This is a genomic window from Enterobacter sp. ENT03, assembly GCF_019218745.1.
Taxonomy (GTDB): domain Bacteria; phylum Pseudomonadota; class Gammaproteobacteria; order Enterobacterales; family Enterobacteriaceae; genus Enterobacter_D.
On record NZ_JAHUXA010000003.1, the window covers coordinates 155564 to 180044 of the forward strand.

General features: G+C 55.2%; 23 protein-coding genes. 16 read left to right on the forward strand and 7 right to left on the reverse strand.

Annotation, left to right across the window (positions count from 1 at the left end):
• The first annotated feature begins 25 nt into the window (after positions 1-25).
• Genes KW828_RS07470 through cobO form a run of 4 tightly spaced genes read left to right on the forward strand, consistent with a single transcriptional unit; the run spans position 26 to position 4675 of the window.
• Complete coding sequence (locus KW828_RS07470) at positions 26-1324, forward strand: dicarboxylate/amino acid:cation symporter (protein ID WP_218335789.1); 1299 nt, start codon at positions 26-28, stop codon at positions 1322-1324.
• Positions 1325-1378: 54 nt separating this feature from the next.
• Positions 1379-2392: a glutaminase A gene (gene glsA, locus KW828_RS07475; protein WP_218335790.1), complete on the forward strand. Its 1014-nt coding sequence runs from the start codon at positions 1379-1381 to the stop codon at positions 2390-2392.
• Positions 2393-2422: 30 nt separating this feature from the next.
• The gene (locus KW828_RS07480) at positions 2423-4072 is read left to right on the forward strand and encodes a FumA C-terminus/TtdB family hydratase beta subunit (RefSeq protein WP_218335791.1); all 1650 of its coding nucleotides are present in this window, start codon (positions 2423-2425) and stop codon (positions 4070-4072) included.
• A 6-nt stretch (positions 4073-4078) separates the two neighbouring features.
• On the forward strand, positions 4079-4675 hold the full coding sequence (gene cobO, locus KW828_RS07485; RefSeq protein ID WP_218335792.1) for a cob(I)yrinic acid a,c-diamide adenosyltransferase: 597 nt from the start codon (positions 4079-4081) through the stop codon (positions 4673-4675).
• A gap of 167 nt (positions 4676-4842) precedes the next feature.
• On the opposite strand, the gene znuB is transcribed toward cobO, so the two are convergent.
• Both znuB and znuC read right to left on the reverse strand, forming a co-directional pair.
• On the reverse strand, positions 4843-5628 hold the full coding sequence (gene znuB / locus KW828_RS07490) for a zinc ABC transporter permease subunit ZnuB (RefSeq protein ID WP_218335793.1): 786 nt from the start codon (positions 5626-5628) through the stop codon (positions 4843-4845).
• Positions 5625-6380 (reverse strand): zinc ABC transporter ATP-binding protein ZnuC, encoded by a 756-nt coding sequence (gene znuC / locus KW828_RS07495; protein ID WP_218335794.1) that lies wholly within the window; start codon positions 6378-6380, stop codon positions 5625-5627. Before znuC ends, znuB begins: the two co-directional genes overlap by 4 nt.
• 78 nt (positions 6381-6458) lie before the next feature.
• Between znuC and znuA the strand changes: the two genes are divergently transcribed.
• From znuA to lpxM, 3 genes are all read left to right on the forward strand, one after another.
• Positions 6459-7403 carry a zinc ABC transporter substrate-binding protein ZnuA gene (gene znuA, locus KW828_RS07500; RefSeq protein ID WP_218335795.1) on the forward strand — a complete coding sequence of 315 codons (945 nt, stop codon included), beginning with the start codon at positions 6459-6461 and terminating at the stop codon, positions 7401-7403.
• Positions 7404-7418: 15 nt separating this feature from the next.
• Positions 7419-8747 carry a murein DD-endopeptidase MepM gene (mepM, locus tag KW828_RS07505; protein ID WP_218335796.1) on the forward strand — a complete coding sequence of 443 codons (1329 nt, stop codon included), beginning with the start codon at positions 7419-7421 and terminating at the stop codon, positions 8745-8747.
• A gap of 123 nt (positions 8748-8870) precedes the next feature.
• Positions 8871-9842 (forward strand): lauroyl-Kdo(2)-lipid IV(A) myristoyltransferase, encoded by a 972-nt coding sequence (gene lpxM, locus KW828_RS07510; RefSeq protein WP_218335797.1) that lies wholly within the window; start codon positions 8871-8873, stop codon positions 9840-9842.
• 339 nt (positions 9843-10181) lie between these two features.
• Here lpxM and pyk read toward each other — a convergent pair whose 3' ends face one another.
• Positions 10182-11624: a pyruvate kinase gene (pyk, locus tag KW828_RS07515; RefSeq protein ID WP_218335798.1), complete on the reverse strand. Its 1443-nt coding sequence runs from the start codon at positions 11622-11624 to the stop codon at positions 10182-10184.
• A gap of 118 nt (positions 11625-11742) precedes the next feature.
• Positions 11743-12618: a MurR/RpiR family transcriptional regulator gene (locus tag KW828_RS07520; protein WP_218335799.1), complete on the reverse strand. Its 876-nt coding sequence runs from the start codon at positions 12616-12618 to the stop codon at positions 11743-11745.
• Between the two features lie 345 nt (positions 12619-12963).
• On the opposite strand from KW828_RS07520, the gene zwf reads away from it, so the two are divergent.
• From zwf to KW828_RS07535, 3 genes are all read left to right on the forward strand, one after another.
• On the forward strand, positions 12964-14439 hold the full coding sequence (gene zwf, locus KW828_RS07525) for a glucose-6-phosphate dehydrogenase (RefSeq protein ID WP_218335800.1): 1476 nt from the start codon (positions 12964-12966) through the stop codon (positions 14437-14439).
• Positions 14440-14664: 225 nt separating this feature from the next.
• Positions 14665-16476: a phosphogluconate dehydratase gene (gene edd / locus KW828_RS07530; RefSeq protein ID WP_218335801.1), complete on the forward strand. Its 1812-nt coding sequence runs from the start codon at positions 14665-14667 to the stop codon at positions 16474-16476.
• 39 nt (positions 16477-16515) lie between these two features.
• Entirely contained in the window at positions 16516-17157 is a 642-nt protein-coding gene (locus tag KW828_RS07535; RefSeq protein WP_218335802.1) for a bifunctional 4-hydroxy-2-oxoglutarate aldolase/2-dehydro-3-deoxy-phosphogluconate aldolase, read from the forward strand.
• A 46-nt stretch (positions 17158-17203) separates the two neighbouring features.
• On the opposite strand, the gene purT is transcribed toward KW828_RS07535, so the two are convergent.
• Positions 17204-18382 (reverse strand): formate-dependent phosphoribosylglycinamide formyltransferase, encoded by a 1179-nt coding sequence (purT, locus tag KW828_RS07540; RefSeq protein WP_218335803.1) that lies wholly within the window; start codon positions 18380-18382, stop codon positions 17204-17206.
• Positions 18383-18545: 163 nt separating this feature from the next.
• Between purT and KW828_RS07545 the strand changes: the two genes are divergently transcribed.
• The 4 genes from KW828_RS07545 to ptrB all read left to right on the forward strand — a co-directional run bounded on the left by KW828_RS07545 (position 18546) and on the right by ptrB (position 22172).
• On the forward strand, positions 18546-18848 hold the full coding sequence (locus tag KW828_RS07545; protein ID WP_218335804.1) for a YebG family protein: 303 nt from the start codon (positions 18546-18548) through the stop codon (positions 18846-18848).
• Positions 18849-18913: 65 nt separating this feature from the next.
• Positions 18914-19261 carry a protein YebF gene (gene yebF, locus KW828_RS07550; RefSeq protein WP_218335805.1) on the forward strand — a complete coding sequence of 116 codons (348 nt, stop codon included), beginning with the start codon at positions 18914-18916 and terminating at the stop codon, positions 19259-19261.
• 96 nt (positions 19262-19357) lie between these two features.
• The gene (locus tag KW828_RS07555) at positions 19358-20014 is read left to right on the forward strand and encodes a tellurite resistance TerB family protein (protein WP_218335806.1); all 657 of its coding nucleotides are present in this window, start codon (positions 19358-19360) and stop codon (positions 20012-20014) included.
• Between the two features lie 91 nt (positions 20015-20105).
• On the forward strand, positions 20106-22172 hold the full coding sequence (gene ptrB / locus KW828_RS07560; RefSeq protein ID WP_218335807.1) for an oligopeptidase B: 2067 nt from the start codon (positions 20106-20108) through the stop codon (positions 22170-22172).
• On the opposite strand, the gene exoX is transcribed toward ptrB, so the two are convergent.
• On the reverse strand, positions 22159-22821 hold the full coding sequence (gene exoX, locus KW828_RS07565) for an exodeoxyribonuclease X (RefSeq protein WP_218335808.1): 663 nt from the start codon (positions 22819-22821) through the stop codon (positions 22159-22161). The genes ptrB and exoX overlap by 14 nt on opposite strands.
• Before the next feature lie 29 nt (positions 22822-22850).
• The gene (locus KW828_RS07570; RefSeq protein ID WP_072568775.1) at positions 22851-23081 is read right to left on the reverse strand and encodes a DNA polymerase III subunit theta; all 231 of its coding nucleotides are present in this window, start codon (positions 23079-23081) and stop codon (positions 22851-22853) included.
• 136 nt (positions 23082-23217) lie between these two features.
• On the opposite strand from KW828_RS07570, the gene yobA reads away from it, so the two are divergent.
• On the forward strand, positions 23218-23592 hold the full coding sequence (yobA, locus tag KW828_RS07575; protein WP_218335809.1) for a CopC domain-containing protein YobA: 375 nt from the start codon (positions 23218-23220) through the stop codon (positions 23590-23592).
• Positions 23593-23595: 3 nt separating this feature from the next.
• Positions 23596-24465 carry a copper homeostasis membrane protein CopD gene (gene copD, locus KW828_RS07580; RefSeq protein WP_218335810.1) on the forward strand — a complete coding sequence of 290 codons (870 nt, stop codon included), beginning with the start codon at positions 23596-23598 and terminating at the stop codon, positions 24463-24465.
• The last annotated feature ends 16 nt before the right edge of the window (positions 24466-24481 follow it).

A 24481-nucleotide genomic window follows, 5' to 3' on the forward strand; every position in this document is an offset into this window, starting at 1 on the left:
GTCTTCTGATTAGGATAATTATAATATGTTTAAAAAACTCAATCTGACGACAATGATTGTCATCGCCTTAATACTGGGTAGTATTGTCGGTGTCATGATCAATGAAATGGCTGCGCCGGAAACGGCAAAGATTTATGCGGAAGATATTAATATTCTGACCGCCATATTTTTACACTTAATTAAGATGATTATTGCACCGCTCATTATTTCTACGCTGGTCGTGGGGATTGCCAAAATGGGCGATGCGAAAACACTGGGGCGTATTTTTTCCAAAACCCTGACGCTGTTTATTTTGGCCGCGCTGATCTCTATCGCCCTTGGCCTGATTATCGTTAACATCTTTGGGCCAGGCCACGGCATCAACTTTGTCGCGACCGGTACAGAACAAGTCGTTCAGGCACAGGCCTTTACCTTCAAATCCTTTATTCTTCATGCGTTCCCGTCGAGCATTTTTGACGCGATGGCGAAAAACGAAGTGCTGCAAATTGTGGTGTTCTCGATTTTCCTCGGCGTGGCGTTAGCCTCGGTAGGGGAGCCAGCCGCAGCGATTGTCCGTGGTCTGGACGCGCTGGTTCACGCGATGTTGAAACTGACCGGTTACGTGATGCTATTTGCGCCGCTAACCGTTTTTGCCGCGATTTCCGGCATGATTGCTGAACGGGGTCTTGGGATCCTCGTCACTACCGGGATTTTCATGGGGGAGTTCTATTTTACGCTGGGCCTGCTGTGGGTGATCCTCATTGGTGTTTCCTGGATGCTGATCGGGCCTTGTATCAAACGTCTGGTGCGCGGAATTGGTCAGCCAGCGGTACTGGCGTTTACCACCTCAAGTTCTGAAGCGGCTTTCCCGGGTACCCTGAAAGCGCTGGAGAACTTCGGTGTAAGCCCAAAAATCGCCAGCTTCGTGCTGCCTATCGGTTACTCCTTCAACCTGGTGGGTTCGATGGCGTACTGCTCCTTCGCGACCATCTTTATCGCGCAGGCCTGCAATATTCACCTCAATCTGACTGAACAGATAACCATGCTGTTGATATTGATGCTCACGTCGAAAGGGATGGCGGGTGTACCGCGTGCATCGCTGGTGGTCATCGCCGCAACGTTGAACCAGTTCAATATTCCGGAAGCCGGTCTGATTTTACTGATGGGGGTCGATCCTTTCCTGGATATGGGGCGTTCTGCAACCAACGTGATGAGTAACGCGATGGGCGCGGCTTTGGTATCTCGCTGGGAAGGTGAACACTTTGGCGAAGGTTGCCGTGGTGCACCGATGGATCCAAATGCCATTGCACTGGAAAACGTGAAGCCCGTTGAGCAAAAAGCGTAATCCCTGCTTCGGTCGATTTCAGTCGACCGATTCTCTATGCACAGGAAAATAATAATGAAGATGAAGTTAATTGGCATCGGCGTGGTGAGCTTTACTCTGCTGATGGGTGTGCCTGCGCAGGCAACGACCACCCCGGATTATGCCCAGTTGGTTGAACAGGCACACGCGAAATACAAAAACCTCAATGACGGCAAAGTCGCGGATTATATTCCGGCGCTGGCAAGCTACAACCCGAAAAATTTTGCCATCGTGCTGGCGACAGTTGACGGCAAAATCTATCAGGCCGGAGATGTGAATAAAGCGTTCCCGATCCAGTCCATATCGAAAGTCTTTACCATGGGGCTGGTGATGCAGCAGAGCAATCCGGAGACGGTTTTAAATAAGCTCGGTGCGAATGCGACTGGTCTGCCGTTTAACTCTGGCGTAGCCCTTGAAGCCAGCAAAGGCGCGCTGGAAAACCCGATGGTGAATATTGGCGCGATGAGCGCGGTTAGCCTTGTTCGCGCCGAAAACAACGCCGAACGCTGGGGCAAAATAAAATCTAATCTTGATGCTTTCGCCAACGCGAATTTAGTGGTGAATGAAGCGGTGTTTAAATCCGAAATGGACACCAATCAGCACAATAAAGCGCTGGCTTATCTGGCGAATTCTTATAACCGTTTTTATAGCGATATTGACGGCGCGGTTGAGATTTATACCCGCCAGTGTTCGATAGATGTCACTACCCTGCAACTGGGGCGCATGGGGGCAGTGCTGGCAAATAATGGTAAATCGCCTTTTAACGGCCAGCAACTGATTAGCCGGCAGTATATACCCTATGTGCTGGCAGAGATGGCGATTGCCGGACTGTATGACGGCAGCGGCAAATGGCTGTATCAGGTTGGTATTCCGGCGAAGAGCGGTGTAGGGGGCGGAATTCTCGCCGTTGTGCCGGGTAAATATTCCATTGCCGTGTATTCCCCGCCACTGGACGAGGCAGGTAATAGTGTGCGTGCACAGGCCGCGATTAAATATATCGCCGATGCCACGCAGGCTAATATTTTCGTTACCCCAAAATCCACACTTTGATCCGTTTACTTAGCTTGATACGGAGTATTCATGACCACACTTTTCAAATATCAACCTGATTTTCCGCTGTCTGAGGATAGGACGGAATATGAGTTGATCAGCCAGGATTTTGTTTCAACCATTCAGGTTGGCGAGCGGGAAATTCTTTCCGTTTCAAAGGAAGGGTTAACCTGGCTTGCTCGTCATGCTTTTCATGCGGCCTCATTTTATTTACGTGCTTCTCATATGCAACAGGTCGCCAGTATTCTGGACGATCCAGAAGCCAGTGATAACGACCGTTATGTGGCATTGCAGTTATTGCGTAATGCGGCGATAACCGCGGAGGAAGAATTACCGCTATGCCAGGACACGGGAACGTCCACCATTATTGCGGAGAAAGGTCAGCAGGTTTGGGTGGATGGCAATGATCGGGAAGCCTTGAGTGAAGGGGTATTCCACGCCTTCCAGGAGAACAGCCTGCGCTATTCACAAAACGCACCCCTCGATATGTACACCGAGGTGAATACCCGGACCAACTTGCCGGCGCTCATTGATATTGCGGCGGTAATGGGCAATGAGTATCGCTTTATGTTCATGAACAAGGGTGGGGGTTCGTCGAATAAAGCCGCGTTGTTTCAGGCAACCAAATCAATACTTAACCCGACCTCGTTAAAGCGCTTCCTGGCGGAGAAAATGATCGCCCTCGGTTCTTCTGCATGCCCGCCATATCACATTGCATTTGTGGTGGGTGGACTGTCCCCTGAGCAGGCGCTGAAAACAGCCAAACTTGCGTCGACTAAATACTACGATGGCCTACCGGCGGAGGGAAACCAGTATGGTCAGGCCTTCCGTGATCACACGCTGGAAGCGGAGCTGCTTAAAGTCGCGCAGGAGACCGGGACTGGGGCACAGTTCGGCGGCAAATACTTTGCCCACGATATTCGCGTTGTTCGCCTGCCACGCCACGGCGGATCCTGTCCCATCGCCATGGCGCTCTCCTGCTCCGCCGATCGTCAGGTGAAGGCGAAGATAAACAAAGCGGGCATCTGGATGGAGAAACTTGAGCGCAATCCGGCGCGCTATCTGCTGAACCTGCAAGACATGCACGTCGGGGCTGAGGAGGTGCACCTCGATTTAACCCGTCCGTTTAATGAGACACTTGCCACCCTGAGCCGTCTTCCGGTGTCGACACGCCTGAGCCTGAGCGGGCCGATCGTCGTCGTCAGAGACATTGGCCACGCCAAAATACAGGAGCGGCTGGATAACGGTGAGCCAATGCCTGAGTACCTGACCAGACACGTGGTGTATTACGCCGGGCCTGCGAAAACGCCGCCAAATCATATCTGTGGTGCGCTGGGGCCAACAACGGGTGGCCGCATGGACTGTTACACCGAAGCGTTCCAGTCGGCAGGTGGGAGTCTGGTTATGCTCACCAAGGGTAACCGTAGCCAGCAGGTGACGGATGCATGTAAAAAATACGGCGGCTTTAGCCTGGGCAGCGTAGGTGGCGCCGCTGCACTGCTGGCTAAAGAGCATGTGATGTCTCTGGAGTGCCTGGAGTATCCGGAATTAGGAATGGAAGCGATTTACATGATGGAGGTGAAGAACATGCCTGCTTTTATCATGGTAGATGATAAAGGGAACAACTTTTATCAGTTTGTAGACCAGCCTTCGTGCCACCCCTGCTTAAAGGAGCTGTAAAGGAATATGCGTGCAGATTATGAAGAACACAAACAGAGTCAGAGGGTGCTGAAAAGCTTAGTGGATGAGCGCGTAAAGCAGGCAACCATCAGCAAAGGGGTGATGATAATTTATACCGGCAATGGTAAAGGTAAAACCACGGCGGCGATGGGGACAGTGATACGTGCTATCGGGCACGGCAAAAAAGTTGGCGTGGTGCAGTTCATCAAAGGAAAGTGGGAAAATGGGGAATATAACTTCTTAAAAGCCCACAATATTGATTTCTTTATGATGGGGACAGGGTTTACCTGGGAGACGCAGGATCGGGAGAAGGATACTGCCGCGGCGGAGATGGTCTGGAAAGAGGCTAAGCGCATGTTAGCTGACCCGACCTATGACCTGGTTGTCATGGATGAAATTACTTACATGACCGCCTATCACTATATTCCGCTGCAAGAACTCATCGCGTCGCTGCAGAGCCGTCCTGAATCTCAGAGCGTTATCCTTACCGGACGTGACTGCCATAAAAAGCTGATGGTCCTGGCTGATACCGTGACCGAGATGGTCGCTTTAAAGCACGGCTTTGACCAGGGGATTAAGGCGCAGAAAGGGATTGACTGGTAATGTCTGTCGGTAGGCGCAAGCGGGTAGCCTCTAACAGGATGCCGCGTGGGTGATGCTTTCCGCACATACCGGGACCGGAAGCCAGTCTGAGCCTTTGTCAGACTGGCTATTCACCGCACAGAATTTCATTTTTAACCCTCTCCCTGAAGAAGAGGGTGATAAGAAAATTACATGGCGGGCTTTTTCAGCATGCTGAGAATAAACAGCACCGCGGCGCACAGCACCACTGACGGACCCGCTGGCGTATCGTAAAAGGCGGAGAAGGTCAGGCCACCCGTTACAGCAATCACGCCCATCCCTACGGCCACACCTGCCATCTGTTCCGGCGTACGTGCGAACCGACGAGCAGTGGCAGCCGGGATGATCAGCAGCGACGTAATAATCAGCGCGCCGACAAACTTCATCGCGACCCCGATAGTCAGGGCAGTGACCAGCATCAGCAGTAATTTCACCCGTTGCAACTTCACGCCATCTACAAACGCCAGATCCGGGCTGACGGTCATCGACAGCAGGTTACGCCACTGGCTGAGCAGAATGGCGATCACCACGCTGACGCCGAGGGCAATGGAGATCAGATCTTCCGGCGTGACGGCAAGCAGATCGCCAAACAGATAGGCCATCAGGTCAACGCGAATATTCGACATCAGGCTCACCACCACCAGACCCAGCGACAGTGCGCTGTGAGCCATAATTCCCAGCAATGTATCAATGGCGAGGTGCGGACGCTTTTCCAGCCACACCAGACCGGCCGCAATCAGCAGCGTGACGGCAATCACCGCGTAGAAGGGATTGACGTCGAGCATCAGTCCAAAAGCCACACCGAGCAGTGACGCATGTGCCAGCGTATCGCCAAAATAGGACATCCGACGCCATACAACGAACGAACCAAGCGGTCCGGCGGCGCAGGCGAGCATAATACCGGCCAGCCAGCCGGGGAGTAATAATTCAATCATGAGTGTCCATTCCCCCGACGCAGCACAATACGGCCCTGCAAATCGTGACGATGATTATGGTTATGGCGGTAAATGCCGAGCTGTTCCGCGCCACGCGGGCCAAACATCGAAATAAATTCCGGGTGCATGGAAACCACTTCCGGCGTGCCGGAACAGCAGATGTGGTGGTTCAGGCACAGCACTTCATCGGTTTTCGCCATCACGAGGTGCAGATCGTGGGAGACCATTAACACGGCGCAATCCAGTTCGCGACGCAACTGATCGATGAGATCGTACAGCGCCACCTGGCCGTTGACGTCCACGCCCTGGGTGGGTTCATCCAGCACCAGCAATTGCGGTCGGTTTAACAGCGCGCGCGCCAGCAGCACCCGCTGAGTTTCGCCGCCGGAGAGTTTTTGCATCGGCGCGTCAATGAGATGCCCGGCCTGCACGCGTTTCAGGGCGGGCAAAATGTCGGCTTTGCGGGTCGCCGGACGCAAGCGCAAAAAGCGGCTGACGGTTAACGGCAGCGTGGCATCCAGATGCAGTTTTTGCGGTACGTAGCCAATGCGCAGTTGCTTATCGCGTTTGATTACCCCCGCCTCCGCTGCTACAAGGCCTAATACCACGCGCACGAGCGTCGATTTACCGGCGCCATTTGGCCCCAGCAGCGTTAAAATCTTCCCCGGTTTCAGTTCAAGCGAAATGTCAGACAGCACGCGGCGTTGACCGAAAGAAACCGATACTTTTTCCAGTGAAACTAAATTCGTCATAGCGTTTAAAGGCTTGCACAAGTGACAGAATGTTATAATATCACATTCCACCAATTCATTACGATGATAAGTCGCATTATGTTACATAAAAATACGCTTCTTTGCGCAGCGGTTTCCGCTGCTTTATGGGCTGGCCTGAGCACTGGCGCAAACGCCGCTGTGGTCACCTCGCTCAAGCCAATCGGATTTATTGCATCTGCCATTGCTGATGGCGTCACGACGACAGAAGTCTTACTTCCGGATGGCGCCTCAGAGCATGATTATGCGCTGCGACCGTCGGATGTAAAACGCTTACAGAGCGCGGACTTAGTTGTCTGGGTTGGTCCTGACATGGAAGCCTTCATGCAGAAGACCACACAGAAGATCCCGGCCGCGAAACAAGTGGTGATGGCGGAGCTGCCAGGTGTGAAGCCGTTGCTGATGAAAGGCGCCGATGAAGATGAGGACGATCATGACGGCGGCCATGAGCACAATGAAAAAGGTGACCACCATCACCACCATGGTGAATACAACATGCATATTTGGCTTTCACCAGACGTAGCGCGGCTGGCAGCGGTTGCAATCCATCAAAAATTAGTGGAAGTTATGCCGCAAAGTCGAGCCAAACTTGACGCCAACCTGAAGGATTTTGAGGCACAATTAGCCCAAACCGATGAGCAGGTAGGTAAAGAGCTGGCACCGGTGAAGGGTAAAGGGTACTTCGTTTTTCATGACGCCTACGGCTACTTCGAAAAACATTATGGTCTGACGTCGCTCGGCCATTTCACCGTGAACCCGGAAATTCAGCCAGGTGCTCAGCGTTTACATGAAATCAGAACACAGTTGGTTGAGCAAAAAGCAACCTGCGTTTTTGCTGAGCCACAGTTCAGGCCAGCCGTAATTGAAGCTGTTGCGAGAGGTACCTCAGTTCGCATGGGGACCCTGGATCCGCTTGGAACCAGTATCAAATTGAGTAAAGCGAGCTATCCCCAGTTCCTGACTCAACTCGCCAACCAGTATTCGGGCTGCCTGAAAGGAGAATAACGAGGAAGTGAATACGTGCAACAGATAGCCCGCGCGGTCAGCCTGGCGTTTAATAATCTGCCACGGCCCCATCGCGTTATGCTGGGGTCTCTTACTGTTCTCACATTAGCGGTCGCCGTCTGGCGACCCTATGTCTATCATCCCCAATCCCAGTCCGCGCCCATTGTAAAAACCATCGCGCTGGAAAAAAGTGAAATACGATCGTTACTCCCGGAAGCCAGTGAACCTATCGATCAGACCATGCCGGATGAAGTGGAAGCCATTCCACAGGATGAGCTGGACGATAAAACGGCGAACGAAGCGGGTGTGCATGAATATGTCGTTTCCACCGGCGATACCCTGAGCAGCATTCTGAATCAGTACGGTATCGATATGGGCGACATCAGCCTGCTCGCGACGGCGGATAAAGAGCTGCGTAACCTGAAAATTGGTCAGCAGATCTCCTGGACGCTTAACGATGCCGGTGAGCTGCAACGCATGACGTGGGAAATGTCGCGTCGCGAAACCCGTACTTACGACCGCGTTGACGGCGGCTTTAAAATGAGTGCCGAAATTCAGAAGGGCGACTGGGTCAATGCCACCATGAACGGCACCGTTGGCGGCAGCTTTGTCGGCAGCGCGAAAGATGCTGGCCTGACCAGCGCAGAAATCAGCGCGGTCATCAAAGCCATGCAGTGGCAGATGGACTTCCGTAAGCTGAAAAAAGGTGATGACTTCTCCGTCCTGATGTCCCGCGAAATGCTGGACGGCAAACGTGAACAGAGCCAGCTGCTGGGCGTGCGTCTGCGTTCCGAAGGGAAAGATTATTACGCCATTCGTGCCGAAGACGGTAAATTCTACGACCGTAACGGTACCGGGCTGGCGAAGGGCTTTATGCGCTTCCCGACCTCCAAACAGTTCCGCGTGTCCTCAAACTTCAATCCACGTCGGTTAAACCCGGTTACCGGGCGCGTGGCGCCGCATAAAGGCGTCGATTTCGCCATGCCGCAGGGCACGCCGGTGTTGTCCGTTGGTGACGGTGAAGTGGTGGTAGCAAAACGTAGCGGGGCGGCAGGTTATTACGTGGCTATTCGTCATGGTCGCACCTACACCACGCGTTATATGCACCTGCGTAAACTGCTGGTGAAAGAGGGGCAGAAAGTGAAACGCGGCGACCGCATTGCGCTCTCCGGTAACACCGGCCGATCCACTGGCCCGCACCTGCATTATGAAGTGTGGATCAACCAGCAGGCGGTAAACCCGCTGACGGCGAAACTGCCACGTACCGAAGGGCTGACCGGCTCGGATCGTCGCGATTATCTTGCGCAGGTCAAAGAGGTCATACCGCAGCTTCGCTTCGATTAATTCACGTAAGTAATAAGCCGGGTGATGGTTCATGCCCGGCTTTTTCTTTTGTGCAGAAAGACCCACCTCGCTACACTTACGCATTATCTTTTTCTTACCCGAGTCCCTGACCCTGGAAGATGCATGGAAACGAAAAAAAATAACAGTGAATACCTCCCCGAATTCGAAAGGGAATTTTTACATCCGCGCTATTGGGGCGCATGGCTGGGCGTGATGGCTTTCGCCGGTGTGGCGATGATCCCGCCGTCCGTGCGCGATCCGTTGCTGGCAAAACTGGGCCGGTTTGGTGGACGAATGGGCAAGGGCGCCCGTCGCCGCGCGCAGATCAATCTGCTGTACTGCTTTCCGGATCTGAGCGACGCGCAACGCGAAGCGCTGATCGATGAGATGTTTGCCACTGCGCCGCAGTCTATGGTGCTGATGGCCGAGCTGGCGCTGCGCGGGCCGGAAAAAATTCTGCCGCGTATCGACTGGCAGGGGCGGGAGATCATTGATGAGATGCACCGTAACAATGAAAAAGTGATTTTCCTGGTCCCCCATGGCTGGGCGGTAGACATTCCGGCGATGCTGATGGCGGCTACCGGACAGCCGATGGCTGCTATGTTCCATAACCAGGGCAATAAAGTTTTTGATTACGTGTGGAATACCGTGCGTCGCCGCTTTGGTGGGCGTCTTCACGCGCGTAACGATGGCATTAAGCCCTTTATTCAGTCGGTACGTCAGGGATACTGGGGCTACTATCTTCCCGATCAGGATCATGGGGCTGAGCACAGCGAGTTCGTTGATTTCTTTGCGACCTACAAAGCCACGCTGCCCGCAATTGGGCGGTTAATGAAGGTCTGTCGCGCGAGGGTCGTACCGCTGTTCCCGGTGTATGACAGCACCACGCACCGACTGACCATTCAGGTGCGTCCGCCGATGGACGATCTGATGACCGCAGACGATACCACTATCGCCCGGCGCATGAATGAAGAAGTGGAAATTTTTGTTCGCCCGCATCCAGAGCAGTACACCTGGATCTTAAAGCTGTTGAAAACGCGCCGATCCGGTGAAACCGAGCCGTACCGTCGTAAAGAACTTTTTCCGAAGAAGTAGCCGTTTTAAATGCCCGGCGGCGCTGCGCTTGCACGGGCCTACGGGGCTGAAATGATGCATGCCCGGCGGCGCTGCGCTTGCACGGGCCTACGGGGCTGAAATGATGTATGCCCGGCGGCGCTTCGCTTGCATGGATTTACGGCGCTGGAATGGTGTATGCCCGGCGGCGCTGCGCTTGCACGGATTTACGGCGCTGGAATGATGTTTGTCCGGCGGCGCTGCGCTGATATGGGGTTACGGAGCTGGAATGATGTATGCCCGGCGGCGCTGCGCTGATATGGGGTTACGGTGCTGGAGTAAAGTAGGCCCGGCAAGCGAAGCGCCGCCGGGCAAGGTTGCTTATTCGACGGTCAGAATACGGGTGGTATTGGTGGTGCCCACGGTGCTCATCACGTCACCCTGCGTCATAATCACCAGATCGCCGGAAACCAGATAGCCTTTATCCCGCAGCAGGTTCACGGCTTCGTTCGCCGCCACCACGCCATCGGCGCTGCTGTCGAAGTACACCGGCGTCACGCCACGGTACAGGGCGGTCAGGTTCAGCGTACGCTCATGACGGGACATAGCGAAAATCGGCAGCCCGGAAGAGATTCGCGACGTCATTAACGCCGTCCGGCCTGACTCCGTCATGGAAATGATCGCCGTCACGCCTTTGAGGTGGTTTGCGGCGTACATCGCCGACATAGCAATCGCTTCTTCAACGTTATCAAACTGAATGTCCAGACGGTGCTTGGAGACGTTGATGCTGGGGATCTTCTCCGCGCCCAGACAAACGCGCGCCATGGCGGCAACTGTTTCCGCCGGATACTGACCGGCTGCCGTTTCTGCTGACAGCATCACTGCATCGGTGCCATCCAGCACGGCGTTAGCCACGTCCATCACTTCCGCTCGGGTTGGCATCGGGTTAGTGATCATCGATTCCATCATCTGGGTGGCGGTGATCACCGCACGGTTCAGCTGGCGGGCGCGACGGATCAGCGCTTTCTGGATCCCCACCAGTTCCGGGTCGCCAATTTCAACGCCGAGATCGCCACGGGCGACCATTACCACGTCGGAGGCCAGGATCACATCGTCCATCGCGTCCTGGCTGCATACCGCTTCGGCACGTTCCACTTTGGCGACGATTTTCGCGTCGCAACCTGCATCACGGGCGAGGCGACGGGCATAGTTCAGATCTTCGCCGCAGCGCGGGAAGGAGACGGCCAGGTAATCAACGCCGATTTGCGCGGCGGTCACGATGTCGGCTTTGTCTTTGTCCGTCAGGGCTTCAGCAGACAAGCCGCCGCCCAGTTTATTGATGCCTTTGTTGTTCGACAGCGGACCGCCGACAGTCACTTCGGTGAATACTTTCATGCCCTGAACTTCAAGGACTTTTAACTGCACGCGGCCGTCGTCGAGCAGCAGAATATCGCCCGGCACCACGTCAGCGGGTAAGCCTTTATAGTCGATTCCGACGCGCTCTTTATCGCCTTCGCCTTTGCTAAGGTTAGCGTCGAGGAGGAATTTATCGCCAATATTGAGGAAAACTTTGCCTTCTTTGAAGGTGGAAACACGGATTTTTGGACCCTGCAAATCGCCAAGAATAGCAACGTGACGTCCCAGTTTTGCCGCAATCTCGCGCACTTTATCGGCACGCAATTTATGATCTTCCGCCGTGCCATGTGAGAAGTTCATGCGCACCACGTTGGCGCCCGCGGCGATAATTTTCTCAAGGTTATTATCACGATCGGTAGCTGGACCCAGGGTGGTAACGATTTTGGTTCTGCGAAGCCTTCTGGACATGTATTACTCCGTTGACTGAAACAACCGGTGTTGCGTGAATTAAAATTCGGTGACGTCTTGCGCCTCTGAGGGCCGCTATGAACTTACCCGAATGGCGTAATAAGTTACAACTTTGTTATCAACTTTTAATGTTTTCCCCTCTTCCGAGGAGGTCCTTATCAAAGCGCGATTCTTTAAGCGCTTCTTTGACTCGTTTCAAGTTATCTCTGAATTTTGCGCCGCGGCGCAGTGTAAAACCTGTTGCCAGCACATCAATGACCGTCAACTGCGCCAGTCTGGAAACCATTGGCATATAAATGTCAGTGTCTTCAGGCACGTCCAGGGTGATGGAAAGTGTGGCTTCCCGCGACAGCGGCGTACCGGCAGAGGTAATGGCGATCACCATCGCGTCGTTTTCACGCGCCAGCTGGGCCAGTTCCACCAGACTTTTAGTGCGCCCGGTGTGGGAGATAAGCACCACCACGTCGTCCTCACTGCAGTTCATGCAGCTCATACGTTGCAGGACAATATCATCGGTATAAACCACCGGTACGTTGAAGCGGAAAAACTTATTCATCGCATCATGGGCGACCGCCGCAGAAGAACCGAGGCCGAAGAAGGCGATTTTTTTTGCCTGCGTCAGTAAATCCACCGCCCGGTTAACCGCTGCCATCTCCAGCGACTGCCGCACATGATCCAGCGTCGCCATCGCTGATTCGAAAATTTTACCGGTGTAGGCTTCAACGCTGTCATCCTCGTCGACATTCCGGTTCACATAAGGCGTACCATTTGCCAGACTTTGCGCCAGATGTAGCTTAAAATCAGGAAAGCCGCGCGTGTCCAGACTACGGCAGAACCGGTTGACGGTAGGTTCGCTGACGGACGCCTGTTGGGCGAGGGCAGCGATACTGGAATGGATAGCCTGATCGGGGGAGGCGAGGATCACTTCCGCCACTTTGCGTTCGGATTTGCTAAGGTGTTCCAGTTGAGACTGGATCTTTTCCAGCATATTCATGTTTAACAGGGCGCTCTTGGGTAAAATCGATTGCAGACAGTGATGAAACCGCGATGCGTGTTACTCGATATTACCCTTGTGACGTCATTAAGGGTAAATAACAACAGAAAAAGTTGTTGTTTTTTTTCATTACTTGATCAGAGTCGGATTTTAGCGACAGCTGCGCAGGAAAAACCCCTGCTATTTCAGGGCGATTCCCCGTTCTGGACCGGCAGATACCTTTAGCGCACAAGCGGCAAAACGTTAACGGTTTCGGTAATTACGTAAAAGCAGTACAGTGCACTGTAATAAAATTACAACTAAGGCCTGGCAGAAGCACCAGGATAGCTAACTGAGGAGAATGACATGGCGGTAACGCAAACAGCCCAGGCATGTGACCTGGTCATTTTCGGCGCGAAAGGCGATCTCGCACGCCGGAAATTGCTGCCTTCCCTGTATCAACTGGAGAAAGCGGGTCAGATCCATCCTGAAACGCGCATCCTGGGCGTCGGGCGTGCCGACTGGGACAAAGCGGCGTACACCAAAGTCGTGCGTGAAGCGCTGGAAACTTTCATGAAAGAGAAGATTGATGAAAGTTTGTGGGACACGTTGAGCGGACGCCTCGATTTCTGCAATCTTGATGTTAATGACACCAAATCCTTTAAGCGCCTCGGCGGTATGCTGGATCAGGAAAATCGCGTCACCATCAACTATTTCGCCATGCCGCCCAGCACCTTCGGCGCGATCTGTAAAGGTCTTGGCGAGGCGAAGCTGAACGCCAAACCGGCGCGTGTGGTAATGGAAAAACCGCTCGGCACCTCGCTGGACACCTCCCGTGAAATCAACGACCAGGTCGGCGAGTATTTCGAAGAGTGCCAGGTGTACCGTATTGACCACTATCTCGGTAAAGAGACGGTGCTTAACCTGCTGGCGCTGCGTTTCGCTAACTCCCTGTTTGTGAACAACTGGGATAATCGCACTATCGATCACGTGGAAATTACCGTGGCCGAGGAAGTGGGTATCGAGGGCCGTTGGGGTTACTTCGATCAGGCCGGTCAGATGCGCGACATGATCCAGAACCACCTGCTGCAAATTCTGTGTATGATCGCCATGTCTCCGCCGTCGGATCTGTCTGCCGACAGCATCCGTGACGCGAAGGTGAAAGTGCTGAAATCCCTGCGCCGTATCGATCGCTCGAACGTGCGGGAAAAAACTGTGCGTGGTCAGTACACCGCCGGGTTCGCCCAGGGCAAAAAAGTGCCGGGCTATCTGGAAGAAGAGGGCGCGAATAAATCCAGTAACACCGAAACCTTTGTGGCGATCCGTGTGGACATCGATGACTGGCGCTGGGCCGGCGTACCGTTCTACCTGCGTACCGGTAAACGTCTGCCGACGAAGTGTTCCGAAGTCGTGGTCTATTTCACCACCCCGCAGCTGAACCTGTTTAAAGACTCCTGGCAGGATCTGCCGCAGAACAAGCTGACCATCCGTTTACAGCCGGACGAAGGCGTGGATATTCAGATCCTCAACAAAGTGCCGGGTCTGGATCACAAGCACAACCTGCAAACCACCAAGCTTGATCTGAGCTACTCCGAAACCTTCAACCAGACGCATCTTGCGGATGCCTACGAACGTCTGCTGCTGGAAACCATGCGTGGCATCCAGGCGCTGTTCGTGCGTCGTGATGAAGTAGAAGAAGCCTGGAAATGGGTGGACTCCATCACCGAAGCCTGGGCGATGGATAACGATGCGCCGAAACCGTATCAGGCGGGTACCTGGGGGCCGGTGGCGTCTGTGGCGATGATCACCCGTGATGGCCGTTCATGGAACGAGTTTGAATAACGATTTCACGTACCGGATGTCTCTTATTTTACCGGTAACATGATCTGACTCAGACTCCTGAACAATATTTCAGCTTTTAAGCCCCGCGTGGATTCACCCGCGGGGCTTTTTTTATTACACTAGCTGAAGCGATTTTGCCACCGGGCGACGGCGTACCAGCGTTATTATTGCCGGAACATATCGAATGTTCACCCCCGCCCATGACAGATAACTTCAGGAGTTTCTATGAATGCAAAAATGTTACGGGTAACGGAGCGAATTATTGAACGTTCCCGCGAGACGCGTGCTGCTTACCTTGCCCGCATCGAGCAGGCGAAAAGCGACACGGTGCACCGTTCATCACTGGCCTGTGGCAATCTGGCGCACGGTTTTGCCGCCTGTCAGCCGGACGATAAAGCGTCGCTGAAAAGCATGCTGCGCAACAATATCGCCATCATTACCTCTTATAACGACATGCTTTCCGCGCATCAGCCCTATGAAAAATATCCGGATGTCATCCGTAAAGCGCTGCATAGCGTGAACGCCGTCGGCCAGGTGGCGGGCGGGGTCCCGGCGATGTGCGATGGCGTTACCCAGGGCCAGGACGGCATGGAACTGTCGCTGCTGAGCCGCGAAGTGATCGCCATGTCGGCGGCGGTAGGGCTGTCGCACAATATGTTTGACGGCGCGCTCTATCTGGGCGTCTGCGATAAGATCGTTCCCGGCCTTGCGATGGCGGCGCTGTCGTTTGGGCATCTGCCGGCTATTTTTGTGCCGTCTGGCCCGATGAGCAGCGGTCTGCCGAACAAAGAGAAAGTCCGTATTCGTCAGCTGTACGCCGAAGGCAAAGTGGATCGCATGGCGCTGCTGGAATCCGAAGCCGCGTCCTATCACGCGCCGGGTACCTGTACTTTTTACGGCACCGCCAACACTAACCAGATGGTGGTAGAGTTTATGGGCATGCAGCTGCCGGGCTCCTCGTTCGTGCATCCGGACGCGCCGCTGCGTGAAGCGCTGACCGCCGCCGCTGCACGTCAGGTCACTCGTCTGACCGGCAACGGAAACGAATGGATGCCGCTCGGCAAAATGATCGACGAGAAAGTGGTGGTCAATGGCATCGTGGCGCTGCTGGCGACCGGCGGCTCCACCAACCACACCATGCACCTGGTGGCGATGGCGCGCGCGGCTGGCATTATCATCAACTGGGATGATTTCTCCGACCTCTCTGACATCGTGCCGCTGCTGGCGCGCCTCTACCCGAACGGCCCGGCGGATATTAACCACTTCCAGGCGGCGGGCGGTGTGCCGCTGCTGATGCGCGAACTGTTGAAAGGCGGCCTGCTGCATGAAGATGTGAATACCGTTGCCGGTTTCGGTCTGTCCCGTTACACCATGGAGCCGTGGCTGAACAATGGCGAGCTGGACTGGCGCGACGGGGCCAGCGCCTCGCTGGATGAAAACGTGATCGCCACCATCGACAAACCCTTCTCTCACCACGGCGGCACCAAAGTGCTGAGCGGTAACCTGGGCCGCGCGGTGATGAAAACCTCCGCTGTGCCGCTGGAAAATCAGATCATCGAAGCCCCGGCTGTTGTTTTCGAAAGCCAGCACGACGTGCTGCCCGCGTTTGAAGCCGGTTTACTGGATCGTGACTGCGTGGTGGTTGTCCGTCATCAGGGGCCAAAAGCCAACGGGATGCCAGAATTACATAAACTGATGCCACCACTTGGTGTATTATTGGACCGCCGTTTCAAAATTGCGTTAGTTACTGATGGACGGCTCTCTGGTGCATCAGGTAAAGTGCCGTCAGCAATTCATGTCACCCCGGAAGCCTACGATGGCGGATTGCTGGCAAAAGTACGTGATGGCGACCTCATCCGCGTGAATGGACAGACGGGGGAATTAACTCTGCTGGTGGATGAGAATGAACTGGCCGCACGTCAGCCACACATTCCTGACCTTCGCGCGTCGCGTGTGGGAACAGGGCGCGAGATGTTCAGCGCATTGCGCGAGAATCTCTCCGGTGCGGAGCAGGGCGCGACCTGTATCACTTTCTAAGACTTAAAAATTGTAGATCTGGCGAGAGAAAAAACTCTGATGAAAAACTGGAAAACGAGTGCAGAAGCAATCCTGAAAACGGGCCCGGTAGTGCCGGTGATCGTGATTAATAAACTGGAACACGCGGTACCGATGGCGAAAGCGCTGGTAGCCGGTGGCGTGCGCGTGCTGGAAGTGACGCTGCGTACCGACTGCGCCATGGACGCTATCCGCGCCATCGCCAAAGAAGTCCCGGACGCTATCATCGGCGCAGGCACCGTACTGAACCCGGCGCAGCTGGCGGAAGTGACGGCAGCTGGCGCGCAGTTTGCCATCAGCCCAGGTCTGACAGAACCGCTGCTGAAAGCGGCTACCGAAGGCTCTATCCCGCTGATCCCGGGTATCAGCACCGTGTCCGAACTGATGCTGGGTCTGGATTATGGTCTGAAAGAATTTAAATTCTTCCCGGCAGAAGCGAACGGCGGCACCAAAGCGCTGCAGGCTATTGCAGGGCCGTTCTCGCAGGTACGTTTCTGCCCGACTGGCGGCATCTCTCCGGCCAACTACCGTGACTACCTGGCGCTGAAAAGCGTGCTCTGTATTGGTGGTTCCTGGCTGGTGCCGGCGGACGCGCTGGAAGCCGGTGATTACGATCGCATCACCAAACTTGCACGCGAAGCCGTTGAAGGTGCTGCGCTGTAATAGAGCGTTAGGCCCGGCGGCGCAAGCTGCCGGGCATACAGACACGTTATCCTTTCACCGTCACACCCGCTGCTGCTGTTTTGGCACGCGCCACCGCATCATCCACATTCTCCGCCGTCGCTAATACCACGCCTAAACGACGCGAACCGTCAATGTCCGGTTTGCCAAACAAACGCACCTGCAACCCTGCGCCCGTGGCGGCGTCAACGTTATCAAAGGTGATATTCTGGCTGGACAGCGTGGGCAGGATCACCGCCGAGGCTGACGGGCCATACTGACGAATGCCGCCAACCGGCAAACCAAGAAACGCGCGGACGTGCAGGGCAAACTCAGAGAGCTCCTGCGAAATCAGCGTGACCATGCCAGTATCGTGTGGACGCGGTGACACTTCGCTGAAAATCACCTCATCGCCGCAGACAAACAGCTCGACGCCAAACAATCCGTAGCCGCCCAGCGCCAGCACCACCTCGCGCGCCACGGCTTCGGCGCGTTGCTGCGCCAGGTCGCTCATCTGCTGTGGCTGCCAGGACTCGCGATAGTCGCCATCTTCCTGACGATGACCAATCGGCGCACAGAAGTGGACGCCATCCACGGCGCTCACCGTCAGCAGGGTAATTTCAAAATCAAAATCCACTACACCTTCGACAATCACCCGCCCCGCGCCCGCGCGTCCACCCCGTTGGGCATAAGCCCAGGCATCGGCAAGCTGATCGGCGCGGCGGATCAGGCTCTGGCCTTTACCGGAGGAGCTCATTACCGGTTTGATGATGCACGGCAGGCCGATCTCGTTTACGGCTTCCAGAAACGCGGCTTCACTATCGGCAAAACGATAGCGGGAGGTCGGCAGTTTTAACGTTTCTGCCGCCAGGCGACGAATGCCTTCGCGATCCATGGTTAACTGTGCCGCCCGGGCGCAGGGCACCACGCGCTGCCCCTGGGCTTCAAGCTCCACCAGCATATCGGTGGCGATAGCTTCGATTTCCGGCACGATAAAGTTCGGTTGTTCCTGCGCGACCAGCGCCTTTAACGCCGCGCCGTCCAGCATATTAATCACATGGGCGCGATGAGCGACGTGCATGGCGGGGGCATCGGCATAACGGTCTACGGCAATCACCTCGATGCCCAGCCGCTGGCATTCAATCGCCACCTCTTTTCCCAGTTCACCGGAACCCAGTAACATTACGCGTGTGGCTGCGGGGCGCAGCGCAGTACCTAATAAAGTCATAGCAATTCTACCGTTAAAAAAGTTGGCTGCAGTATAAACGAAATCGTTTGCGTGCGTCATCCTGATGACAAAGCCGCGACCTTTCCTTCCATCCCGGCTTGCCATAAGCCGGGCGTTCAGTTATCATGCACTGTATAAATAACCAGTAATGGGAGGCTGCATCATGGCGGTTGAAGTTAAATACGTAGTCATTCGTGAAGGTGAGGAAAAAATGTCTTTTGCCAGCAAAAAGGAAGCCGATGCTTATGACAAAATGCTCGATCTGGCGGAAGTGCTGGAGAGCTGGCTGGAGCAGGGGCCGGTAACCCTTGACGACGATCAGCGTGAGCAATTGGGGATGTGGATGGCGGAACAAAAAGACACGCTGAACGCCATCCTTAAATCCGGCAAGCTGCACAACGACGAGGCAGCGGCTGACGAAAACGTTACGGATATTCCGACACCAAAACGCACAAAAGCGGCCTGATCCGCGCTTGCACTGCCGGTAATTTGTACCATGCTTTGAGTGGGTTAGACTCACAGGAGAAAAGCATGAAAACAGCAGGGGTAGTATTCGGTCTGGTATTGCTGGCAGGCAGCGTTACGGCGCAGGCAGCGAACGACAAAACGGTGAACTTTCCGGGATGCGAAGGGCTGAAGGAAGATGGCATTGCCGCTGCCGTGAAGCGCGACTATTTGCAAAATCGCATTGCGCGCTGGGCGGACGATCAGGAAAAACTCGGGCAGGCGGATCCGGTGGCGTGGATTAACGTCAAAGAGGTTTCCGGCAAGGACGATGTCTGGAATGTACCGCTTACCGTGCGCGGTAAAAGCGCCGATATTCACTATCGCGTGAAGGTGGACTGCAAAGCCGGGCAGGCAGATTATCAGGCGCAATAACGCCCGTTAATTTGCGCATCTTTTGCTGATTTAGACGTTTCCTGACAACCCCTCGCTTACGCTGTGGCAATTATTATCAGCTATTCGAGGGGAATCATGGCTAACTGGATGGATCAATTACAGTCGCTGCTCAAGCAAAAAGGCGCGTCGATGTCGTCATCGGGCGATCAGGGCTACAGCAAAATGCTGCCCGGCGCGCTTGGCGGTCTGGCGGGGCTGCTGGTCGCCAGCAAATCGTCCCGCAAGCTGTTAACTAAATACGGTACCAGCGCGCTGCTGGTGGGCGGCGGTGCTGTCGCCGGAAGTGTGCTGTGGAACAAATATAAAGATAAAGTGCGAGCGGCCCATCAGGATGAGCCGCAGTTCGGCATGCAAACCTCGCCGCTGGACGTGCGTACTGAACGTCTGCTCCTCGCGCTGGTGTTCGCCGCGAAAAGCGACGGGCACATCGACGACAAAGAACGGGCCGCCATCGACGCGCAGATGCGTGAAGCGGGCGTTGAGGAGCAGGGCAGAGCGCTGGTTACCCAGGCCATCGAACAGCCGCTGGATCCGGAACGGCTGGCGCGTGGTATCAAAAATGAAGAGGAAGCGCTGGAAGTCTATTTCCTGAGCTGTGCGGCGATTGATGTCGACCACTTTATGGAACGCAGCTATCTTAACGCGCTGGGCGATGCCCTGAAGATCCCCCAGGACGTTCGTGAAGGGATTGAACAGGATCTGAAAGCGCAAAAACAGGCGCTTCCCGGCTAACGCTTTGCGCCCCGGTGGCCCGCTACGCTTGCAACATGCGCGTCTTTTGCCACCCTTATAGGGTGTAAACTGCAAAAGACAGATGCTATCTATGCCACCAAAAGCCAGAAAAATTCCCCACGCCATGACCGCGCATGGCGACACACGCATCGACGATTACTACTGGCTGCGGGATGATTCACGCTCGCAGCCCGAGGTGCTGGATTATCTCCATCAGGAAAACGACTATGGCCGTGAGGTCATGGCGTCTCAGCAGGCATTGCAGGATCGCCTGCTGGCCGAAATCGTCGATCGTATCCCCCAGCGTGAAGTCTCCGCGCCATTTACCCGCAATGGCTACCGTTACCGCCATGTCTACGAACCCGGCTGTGAATACGCCATCTATCAGCGTCAGTCGGTACTTAGTTCCGAATGGGATGAGTGGCAGGTGTTGCTGGATGCCAACCAACGCGCTGCACACAGTGAGTTCTATACGCTCGGCGGGCTGGCGATCTCGCCGGATAACAACATTATGGCGCTGGCGGAAGATTACCTTTCGCGTCGCCAGTATGGTATTCGCTTTCGCAATCTGCAGACCGGCAACTGGTATCCGGAGATGCTCGCCAACGTCACGCCGGACTTTGTGTGGGTCAATGACTCAGAAACGCTGTACTACGTGCGAAAACATCCGACCACGCTGCTGCCGTATCAGGTCTGGCGGCATACCGTCGGTTCCCCCGTCTGTCAGGATGAGCTGGTCTATGAAGAGCAGGACGATACCTTTTACGTCAGCCTGCACAAAACCACCTCACAGCACTATGTGGTGATCTCGCTGTCAAGCGCCACCACCAGCGAATCATTACTGCTGGACGCGGAGCTGCCGGACGCCCAGCCGCTGCGCTTCCTGCCGCGCCGTAAAGATCATGAGTACAATCTCGATCATTATCAGCACACCTTTTATCTGCGCTCTAACCGGGAAGGCAAAAACTTCGGTCTTTATCGCACCAAAGTGCGCAGCGAGAATAAATGGGAAGTGCTGATCCCGCCGCGGGACGCCATTATGCTGGAGGGGTTTACCCTGTTCACCGACTGGCTGGTGGTGGAAGAGCGCCAGCGGGGGCTGACCAGTCTGCGGCAGATCAACCGTAAAACCCGTGAAGTCACCGGCATTGCCTTTGACGATCCGGCCTACGTCACCTGGCTTGCGTATAACCCGGAGCCGGAAACTTCACGCCTGCGTTATGGCTATTCATCCCTCACTACACCGGACACGCTGTTTGAGCTGGACATGGATACCGGCGAACGGCGCGTCCTTAAGCAGACGGAAGTTCACGGATTTGAGGCCAGCGACTACCGCAGCGAACACCTGTGGGTCAAAGCCCGCGACGGCGTTGAAGTGCCGGTATCGCTGGTTTATCACCGTAAGCATTTTCGCAAAGGGCAGAACCCGATCCTGATTTACGGTTACGGCTCGTACGGCTCCAGTATGGACGCGGATTTCAGCAGCAGTCGTCTGAGCCTGCTGGATCGCGGCTTTGTCTACGCTATCGCTCACGTGCGTGGCGGCGGTGAACTGGGGCAGTCGTGGTATGAAGACGGTAAATTCCTGCACAAGAAAAATACCTTCAACGATTACATTGACGTCTGTGATGCGCTGCTTGCGCAGGGCTATGGATCACCGCGCTATTGTTATGGCATGGGCGGCAGTGCGGGGGGCATGTTAATGGGCGTGGTCATTAACCAGCGGCCAGGGTTGTTCCACGGGGTGATAGCCCAGGTGCCGTTTGTCGATGTGCTGACCACTATGCTGGATGAATCCATCCCGTTGACCACGGGTGAATTTGAGGAGTGGGGCAACCCGCAGGATCCCGAATATTACACCTATATGAAAAGCTACAGTCCGTATGACAACATACAGCGTCAGGCCTATCCGCATCTGCTGGTGACCACCGGGCTGCATGATTCGCAAGTGCAGTACTGGGAGCCGGCAAAATGGGTCGCCCGGCTGCGTGAGATGAAAACCGATGATAACCTGCTGTTACTGTGCACGGATATGGATTCCGGGCACGGCGGGAAATCAGGCCGCTTCAAGTCATATGAAGGGGTGGCGCTGGAATATGCCTTTCTCATCGCCCTGGCGCAGGGCACTTTACCGGGACGCCAGGCTACTGCTCGTTAAGGTAGTGCTTCAGCGTCAGACGCAGTTCCGGACTCATGCGGTCCAGGTTGTTAAACAGCCAGCGCAGGTAGCCCGGATCGCGCTCCGCTACTTCGGACACCGCTTTACCCCGGTATTTACCAAAGGTAAAGGTAGTCATCAGCGCCGGGCGGCCCGTGATGGTCGCCATCTGATCCGGCGTCCAGCCTGACGTATTCATGATGTCGATAAGCAATGCGGCGGTGATATAGCAGTCATACAGCGCCCGGTGATGATGCAGCCCGGCCGGCGTCTGGACGCTTAGCTTACGGGACTTGTACAGCGCCATATTGCTGTATTTGATCCCCGGCCACAGGCGGCGCGCCAGCTTCATAGTACAAATCCATTCTCCGGGCATTTCCGGCAGCACACGCCGGTCAAAACTGGCGTTATGCGCCACGTACCATTCACTGCCCAGATAATGCGGGATCACCTCTTCAATCCACGGCTGATCCGCCACCATCGCTTCCGTGATGCGGTGGATAGCCATCGCCTGTGGGCTGATGGGACGATCCGGGCGCACCAGATGGCTCATCGGATTCATTATCTGTCCGTCAATAATATCGACGGAGGCTATCTCTACAATCCCGCCCTGCAAATCGCAGGTTTCGGTATCTATCACGCGTAACATGACGGTTTCCCTTAACTGGTGAAGCACATTTATTTCATTTTCGGCTCATAAGGCAGCCGTGACAGCGACACCGAGGCCAGGCGATGGGCAATCAGGCGCTCGCGGAACCAGTCACGCAGGTGCGCAGGCTGCTCGCGCTCTACCGCTTCGGCAATCACCGGCATGTTATAGCGCTCTTTAAAGGCCACGCCTGCCGCCGCCAGATCGACATTCACTTTATCCATCTCATCCTGAGGAAGGGTAGCGAGATTCTTGTTCATAGACTTCTCCTGAGGGTTCGGCGCAAAACTTACTAAGCCTGCTACAGAAAGGCAAGCCAGCCAGCAACCAGACTCGACTCATACATACATCGGGGTTATTCTCGTTGCTGAGATATAACAAAAAGGAATGGTATAAATGACTTTCATGGTATCCCGTCTCTGTTCTGCCCTGGTGCTGGTGGGCGGAATTCTCACCGCACCCGCTGTTTTTGCGCATGCTCACCTGAAACATCAGTACCCGGCAGCGAATGCTAACGTCGATGCGGCACCGCAGGCACTGACGCTCAACTTCTCGGAAGGGATAGAGCCAAAATTCAGCGGCGTGAAAATTACCGGGGCAAAACAGCAGGATGTGAAAACCGGCCCGGTGAAGCGCAATGAGAAAGACAAGACGCAGTTAATAGTACCCATTGAGCAGGCGCTGACGCCGGGAGAGTATACCGTAGACTGGCACGTTGTGTCGGTAGACGGACACAAAACCACGGGTAATTATCACTTCAGCGTCAGATAAGCGATGCTGGCATTTCTCTATATCGCGCTGCGATTTATCCATTTTGCGACCCTGATGCTGGCCACCGGCAGCGCCTGGTTCAGCGCCGTGCTGGCGCCTGCCGCGCTGCAACCGGTCATCACTAAGCGCTTTAAGCGTCTGCAACGCATCACGCTGACCCTGAGCGCTATTAGCGCGCTGCTGATGTTTGCCGTGCAGGGCGGCATGATGGGCGAAGGCTTTCCGGATACGCTGCGGCCAGACATCTGGCTGGCGGTAGCGCAGACGCAGTTTGGCAGCGTCTGGCTGTGGCAAATGCTGCTGGCGGTGGGGACGCTGGCCGTCGTGCTGGTGCAGCCGCGCAGTCAGGGGCGATTATTGGGTCTGCTCATCGCGCAACTGCTGTTGCAGGCCGCGGTCGGCCATGCGGCAATGCACGACGGATTGACCGGCATGGCACAACGCGCGACCCATGCCCTGCATCTGCTATGTGCGACGGCCTGGTTTGGCGGTCTGCTGCCGGTCATTTTCTGCACGCGACAGGCCGAGGGACACCGGCGCGACGCGGCGATCATTACGCTGATGCGCTTTTCCCGCGCCACCCATCTGGCGGTGGCACTGGTTATTGTCAGTGGCGTCCTCAATGCGCTGCTGATCCAGGGCCTTGCGTTACCCTGGCAGAGCGATTATGGTCGCCTGCTTTTGTGCAAATGTGCTCTGGTGCTGGTGATGCTGGTAATTGCGGTCGTGAATCGTTATGTTCTGGTGCCACGCTTCCCTACGCATGGCCGTCAGGCGCAGAACCTGTTTATTCGCATGACCCAGGCTGAAGTGATCCTGGGAACGCTGGTGCTGGCCCTGGTCAGCCTGTTCGCAACGCTTGAACCTTTTTGAATAACTGGCGAAGACA